Below are 6,296 nucleotides of genomic sequence, written 5' to 3' on the forward strand. Positions count from 1 at the left end.
GAACCGCTGTGGCGCTTCTCGCTGGTGGATGCGATGATCCGTGACGTCAGCGATGGCCATCGTAAGTACAAAGCCGGCGTTTACCAGGCGAAAGTGGAAGCCGAAGCGCTGAAGCTGAAAATCAACGTAACGCTCGACACCGACCGTATCACCGACATTTCGCTGGTGCCGGATCCTAACCTCGACGTCGATTTCACCAGCACCTTTGAAAGCCTGCGTGAACGTATTCTGGTGGCGAACAGCCCGCACGTCGATGCCATTACCGGCGCTACCACGCAGAGTGAGGCGCTGAAGAAAGCGGTATCGCGCGCGCTCACCACCTCCAGCAAAGAGTATGTGATTGAAGAGGGCGGCAATCCGAATGCGCCGGTCAATTACGATGTGGTGGTGGTGGGTACCGGCGGGGCCGGTCTGGCGGCGGCGATTCAGGCGCACGATGACGGCGCACGCGTGGTGATCATTGAGAAGATGCCCACCATTGGCGGTAACACCATCAAAGCGTCGGTGGGGATGAACGCCGCGGAAACCCGTTATCAGAAACTGAAAGGCATCGAAGACAGCAAAGAGCTGTTCTACGAGGAAACGCTGAAAGGCGGCAAGTTCAAAAACAACCCGGTGCTGCTGCGTGAGTTCGTTGAGCGTGCGCCAGAAGCCATTGAGTGGCTGGCGGCGAAAGACATTGAGCTGAGCGATATCACCATCACCGGCGGCATGAGCATTGACCGTACGCACCGTCCGGAAGATCGCTCGGCGGTGGGCGGCTTCCTGATTAGCGGCCTGGTGAAAAATGTTAACCAGCGCAACATCGAAGTGCTGCTGGAAACCTCGGTGGCCGAGATCCTGTTTGAAAACGGTGCGGTGACCGGCGTGAAAGTGGTTGATGAGTACAACGACAGCCGCATCCTGAATGCGAAAAGCGTGATTGTGGCCACCGGTGGTTTTAGCGCCAACCGCGAGATGGTGGTGAAATACCGTCCGGAGCTGGATGGTTTCGTTACCACCAACCACAAAGGCGCCACCGGCAGCGGTATCGCCATGCTGCAGAAAATTGGCGCCGAGACTGTCGACATGGGCGAAATCCAAATCCACCCAACCGTTGAGCAGACCACCTCGTACCTGATTTCCGAAGCGATGCGCGGCGGCGGGGCGATTCTGGTCAGCCAGGCCGGTAAGCGTTTCTACAATGAAATGGAAACCCGTGACAAAGTTTCTGCCGAGATTATCGCGCTGCCGGAAAAAAGCGCGTGGATCGTGTTCGATGAGCAGGTGCGTGCCAACAACAAAGCGGCGGACGAATACATCGCCAAAGGCTTTGTGATTAGCGCGCCGACGCCACACGAGCTGGCGGTGAAACTCAACATGGATCAGGAAACGCTGCAAAGCACGCTGGGCCGTTACAATGAGTTTGTGATTAACCAGAAAGACGAAGACTTTGGCCGTGCCACCGCGCTGCGTCATCCGCTCAATCAGGGGCCGTTCTTCGCGATTCGTATCGCACCGGGCGTGCACCACACCATGGGCGGCGTGACCATCAACACCGAGACCGCGGTGCTTGACGCGCAGAAACAGGTGATTCCTGGGGCCTGGGCGGCGGGTGAAGTGGTTGGCGGCATCCACGGTGCGAACCGCATCGGCGGTAACGCCGTCGCCGATATCATTATCTTTGGTATCAAAGCGGGCCGTAATGCCGCTAAACTGGCGTTAGGTAACTAAGCTATCACGATGCCCGCGCCCTGCGGGCATCGTTCTCTTGCGGGGCCACAATGACAAGCGACGCTGGCGTCCATTCCTATTCTGCCGTCCTCATGGGTTCGCCCATTCTGCTCAAACTGTTCGAAGACAATCCTACGCTGGCCAGCCAGGTCTTTCGCCTGATCAAACAGCAGGAAAACCTGTTTACCGTCAACCGCGCCGAATCCGAAGTGATGGCCATTAATCAGGCCGCCGGACGCCATCCGGTGGTGGTGAGCGCGCCGGTTTTTGCGCTGATTAGCGTGGCGCACGCGGTGAGCATCCTGCCGGACAGCGCGTTTAACTTCACCATCGGTCCGGTGGTGAAACGCTGGAAGATTGGTTTTCAGGGGCGTGAAGTGCCGCCCGCAGCGGAGATTGAGGCGCTGCTGCGCCTGACCGATCCGCATCAGGTGGTGCTCGATGCTGAACAGCGCTCGGTGTTTCTGCCGCTGCCGGGCATGGAGATCGATCTGGGCGCCATTGCGAAAGGCTACATCGCCGATGTGGTGCAGGCATTTCTGCGTCAGCAGGGTGTTGCGCAGGCGCTGATTAATCTCGGTGGCAATGTGCAGACGCTCGGCAGCCCGCCGCATCAGCCGCAGGGCTGGGGCATCGGGCTCAAAAAACCGTTTGGCCGGGACGATGAGCTGCTGGGTACGCTGCAGGTGCAGGGCAAATCGGTGGTGACGTCCGGGATTTATGAGCGCTACTTTGAACGCGACGGCCGCTGCTGGCATCACATCTTTGATCCGCGCACCGGTTATCCGCTGGACAATGCGTTATTGAGCGTGACGGTGATTGCCGATCGCTCGCTGGATGGCGATATCTATACCACGCTGCTGTACGGCATGGGCGTAGAGCAGGGGCTGGCGTATCTCGCCGGCCAGCCTGACATCGACGCGGTGTTTGTCACCCGCGATCGGCAGATTATCTGCTCGCCGGCGCGCCATTTCCGCTTCAGCCAGCTGGATTTCAGCTGGCAGCTGCGTCACTGACAGTACTGCTGCAGCAGCGAATGGTACTCCGGCTGCAGGCGATAGCGATACACCGGGCGGCCGGTGGCACCGTAGTGAATGCTGGTGAACAGGATATTAATCTGCGCCAGCCAGATCAGGTATTTGCGACACGAAACGCGCGAAATGTTCACCTCTGCCGCCAGCTCGTCGGTGGAAAACTCATGGCCGGGATGGGCGTCAATCCACTGACACAGCGTGCGCAGCGTCTGCGGCGTTAAGCCTTTCGGCAGCCGTTTGTTGTCGTGCTGGGTGGCCGGGCTGCCGTGCATCAGCAGATCGAGGTCCGACTGCTGATAGTAGTGCTGATTGTCCATCAGCGATTTTTTCTGCCGCCAGCCGGTCAGCGCCTCTTCAAAACGCGGGAACTGGAACGGTTTGATCAGGTAGTCGACCACGCCGTAGTGCAGCGAGGTTTTGATGTTCTCCGCGTCGGCCGCTGACGAAATGATGATCACTTCCACTGAACTCTGCGCCTGGCGCAGCTCCGGCAGCAGATCGAGCCCGTTCTCCTGCTGCATATAGATATCGAGCAGCACCAGGTCGATCGGCGTTTCGCTATTAAACAGGAACTCGCGCGCCTGCTGCAGCGTCGCGGCGGTACCCACGCAGTGAAAGCCCGGCACCTGGCCGATAAAGCTGCGGTTCAGCTCGGCCACCATGGCGTCATCGTCGACCACTAACACGTTAATCATGCGGTTTGGTTCCTCCATCCCACGGAAGTTGGACTAAAAATTGGGTGAACACGCTGGGCTCGGACTCCACGCTGACGCTGCCGCCGAGGTGCTCCGTCTGCTGTTTCAGCAGGAACAGGCCGACCCCGCGATCCTCGCCTTTGGTGGAGAAGCCCTTGTCGAACACGGTTGCCAGATGCTGCGGCGCAATGCCCGGTCCGTCATCGCTCACTTCACAGGTCAGCCAGCCGTTCTGATAGTGCAGCATGACGTGGATTTCGCCCTCGGTCTGCTCACTCATTGCATCCAGCGCATTCTCCACCAGATTGCCGACCACGGTGATCAGCGCCGCCATTTGCTGCTCGTTGCCGCTGTCCGGCAGGTAACTGGCATCGCTGATGGTCAGGCGATGGCCGCAATCAGAGGCGCGGTTAATTTTGCTGAGCAGAAAACCGGCAATCACCGGTGATTTGATCTTCTCCAGCAGGAAGCCGATTTCCGTCTGATAGTTATTAGCGGTCTTCAGAATATAGGCTTCTACCTGCGCATAATTTTTCATGTGCAGCAGGCCGAGGATCACGTGCAGCTTATTCATGAACTCGTGCGAGCGCTCACGCAGGGCATCAACATAGTTTACCATGCCGGTCAGACGCTGCATCAGCTGGCTGATTTCGGTCTTGTCCCTGAAGGTGCAGACCGCGCCGATAATGCGTCCCTGACTGCGCACCGGCACGGTGTTGCTCAGCAGCAGTCGGCCATTGACGTTGAGCTCCTCATCGCGCCGTGCGCGACCGCCGTTGAGCACTTCCTGCAGATGCTGGTCGATCACCGAAGCATCATAAATGCGCGCGGTACTCACTACGCTGCTGCCCATTTTATCGCTCAGCAGCTGGCGCGCCGCCTGATTGACCAGCGTCACCTCACCCCGATCGTCCATCGCCACCACGCCTTCCTTGACGGAGTTAAGGATCGCCTGGCGCTGCTCAAACAGGGTGGAAATTTCGTATGGCTCGAGGCCGAACAGGATACGCTTCAGCACGCGCACCAGAATGAAGGTGCCAACCGCGCCGGCAAAAGTGCCGATCAGAATGGTCCACAGAATGCTCCAGCGACTCTGGTTGATCTGGTCGGTGACCGCCTCCAGCGAGATGCCGATAGCCACCACGCCAATCTGCCGCTGCTGGGCGTCGTACACCGGGGTAAACACGCGCAGTGATTTGGCCAGCGAGCCCTGATTCACGGAGACATTCTCGTTGCCGCGCAGCGCCGGTTCGATGTCCGGGCCGATAAAGTGTTTGCCCACCAGCTCCGGATTACGGTGTGAGTAGCGGATGCCATCCATGTTGGTGATGCTGATAAACAGCAAATTATTGCTCTCTTCCACCGCTTTGGCGATGGGCTGGATAGCGGCCCGGTCGGGCGGCAGGCGAAGCGCCTGCTGAATTTCAGGTGATTTCGCCAGCGTGCGCGCCACCGCCATGGCTTTATCCTCCAGCTGGCTGCGCGTCGCGGCGCCAATCTGGAAGAAATAAAACATGTGTACGCTCAGCAGCACCAGCACAATCACCGCGCTGAGCATCAGCGTTACCAGGGTGTTGAGCTTCATCGGTCGCCTGCGCACCGGCGTGGCTTGCTGTGGTGAGATCATGGTCGTGCTCTGCGGAAAACGGGGGGCTATTATGACGGATAATCCGCAGCGGGTCGCGCTAAATGCAGGAAGGCCGTCAGCGATGACGACCTTCCGTGGGGGAGTGCGGGCGGGTTAGGCCTGTTTCACCCGGTTCGCGAAGCTTTTACGCAGTTTCTGCAGCTTCGGCGGGATCACCGCCAGGCAGTAACCGTTGCGCTGACCCGCGCCATCCCAGTAATCCTGATGATAATCTTCTGCCGGATACCAGGCTTTCAGCGGCTCGATAGTGGTCACCACCGGCTCGCTGTGATCTTCCTGCGCGCGGGCAATCGCCGCAATCGCTTCGGCTTCCTGCTCCGCGTTAGCCGGGAAAATTGCCGAACGGTACTGGGTGCCGACATCATTACCCTGACGGTTCAGCTGGGTAGGATCGTGGGTGGCAAAGCTGATGTCCAGCAGATCGCCGTAGCTCACTTTCTCCGGATCGAAGCCTACGCGAATCGCTTCGGCGTGGCCGGTCGCACCGCTGCACACCTGCTCGTAGGTGGGATTAGGACGTTCACCGCCGGTGTAACCACTTTCGACTGACTCGACGCCAATCACATCTTTGAATACTGCTTCGGTGCACCAGAAACAGCCACCCGCGATAATCGCATATTCGGTTGCCATTGTTTTACTCCTGTCAGGGCGAAAGCGTTAGAGTGGGGGTTCAGCACGCTGAATTCAAGCCGCTTTCTGTTAACATTTCTGGCGCAACCTGGCGCGGCTTAGCCCGTAGCGCCTTGCCATTGCGCGCAGACGATTTGCGCCGCACGGGTGCAGCATTGATGCACACGCCAGTTGATCTGCCAGCGGCGCTTTTACCTGCGCGATAAAACGTTATTCAGCGGTGAGATGTCGTGGTTTATTTGCGCGTAATAGCCCGGATGATACGAAGCAGATAATATTCTTGTTTAAATAGAATAACGCGGCTCAGCTGAGCCGCATCAGGTAAATGACTTTCTGTCGATGCGGATTAACGGATACTCCAGTAGTCTACAATATCGCTATTATTAAAAGTGATATAGAGTCTATTACCATGTATTTCGGTATTTCCACTACGTTTATCTGCCATTTTGCCTGCCGTAGAGGATACTTCACTTGCTGAGTTTGCCATACCTAACGCGCCGGATACGGCTCCCGCTCCCGGGATGTAGCCCAGCAGCGAAGAGGCGCTGCTGTAATCCGCATTTTTCTCGTAAATCC

5 protein-coding genes and 1 pseudogene are annotated in these 6,296 nt (G+C 58.0%); 2 read left to right on the forward strand and 4 right to left on the reverse strand.

The features are described from left to right. Both QMM04_RS20050 and QMM04_RS20055 read left to right on the forward strand, forming a co-directional pair. A partial coding sequence (locus QMM04_RS20050) for a flavocytochrome c (RefSeq protein ID WP_282996853.1) occupies positions 1-1,713 on the forward strand: 1,713 nt, incomplete at its 5' end. A 50-nt stretch (positions 1,714-1,763) separates the two neighbouring features. Continuing rightward, complete coding sequence (locus QMM04_RS20055) at positions 1,764-2,729, forward strand: FAD:protein FMN transferase (protein WP_215480223.1); 966 nt, start codon at positions 1,764-1,766, stop codon at positions 2,727-2,729. Here QMM04_RS20055 and dcuR read toward each other — a convergent pair. The 4 genes and pseudogenes from dcuR to QMM04_RS20075 form a co-directional block, all read right to left on the reverse strand. Then, positions 2,723-3,442, reverse strand: coding sequence for a two-component system response regulator DcuR (dcuR, locus tag QMM04_RS20060; RefSeq protein WP_021506339.1), 720 nt, complete (start codon positions 3,440-3,442; stop codon positions 2,723-2,725). The two genes, QMM04_RS20055 and dcuR, sit on opposite strands and share 7 nt — an antisense overlap. After that, positions 3,435-5,069: a sensor histidine kinase gene (locus QMM04_RS20065; RefSeq protein WP_127833941.1), complete on the reverse strand. Its 1,635-nt coding sequence runs from the start codon at positions 5,067-5,069 to the stop codon at positions 3,435-3,437. Before QMM04_RS20065 ends, dcuR begins: the two co-directional genes overlap by 8 nt. 114 nt (positions 5,070-5,183) lie before the next feature. After that, entirely contained in the window at positions 5,184-5,720 is a 537-nt protein-coding gene (msrA, locus tag QMM04_RS20070; RefSeq protein ID WP_059010355.1) for a peptide-methionine (S)-S-oxide reductase MsrA, read from the reverse strand. Between the two features lie 346 nt (positions 5,721-6,066). Next, positions 6,067-6,296, reverse strand: a pseudogene (locus QMM04_RS20075) (hypothetical protein); the annotation flags it as partial.

It is taken from the genome of Pantoea sp. Pa-EAmG (assembly GCF_030024295.1).
Classification (GTDB): Bacteria; Pseudomonadota; Gammaproteobacteria; order Enterobacterales; family Enterobacteriaceae; genus Pantoea; species Pantoea dispersa.

What these genes read in the sequence shown, in the direction of transcription:
- QMM04_RS20055 (WP_215480223.1), top strand. Translation starts at nt 1,764, where the DNA reads ATGACAAGCGACGCTGGCGTCCATTCCTATTCTGCCGTCCTCATGGGT.
- dcuR (WP_021506339.1), bottom strand. Translation starts at nt 3,442, where the DNA reads ATGATTAACGTGTTAGTGGTCGACGATGACGCCATGGTGGCCGAGCTG.
- QMM04_RS20065 (WP_127833941.1), bottom strand. Translation starts at nt 5,069, where the DNA reads ATGATCTCACCACAGCAAGCCACGCCGGTGCGCAGGCGACCGATGAAG.
- msrA (WP_059010355.1), bottom strand. Translation starts at nt 5,720, where the DNA reads ATGGCAACCGAATATGCGATTATCGCGGGTGGCTGTTTCTGGTGCACC.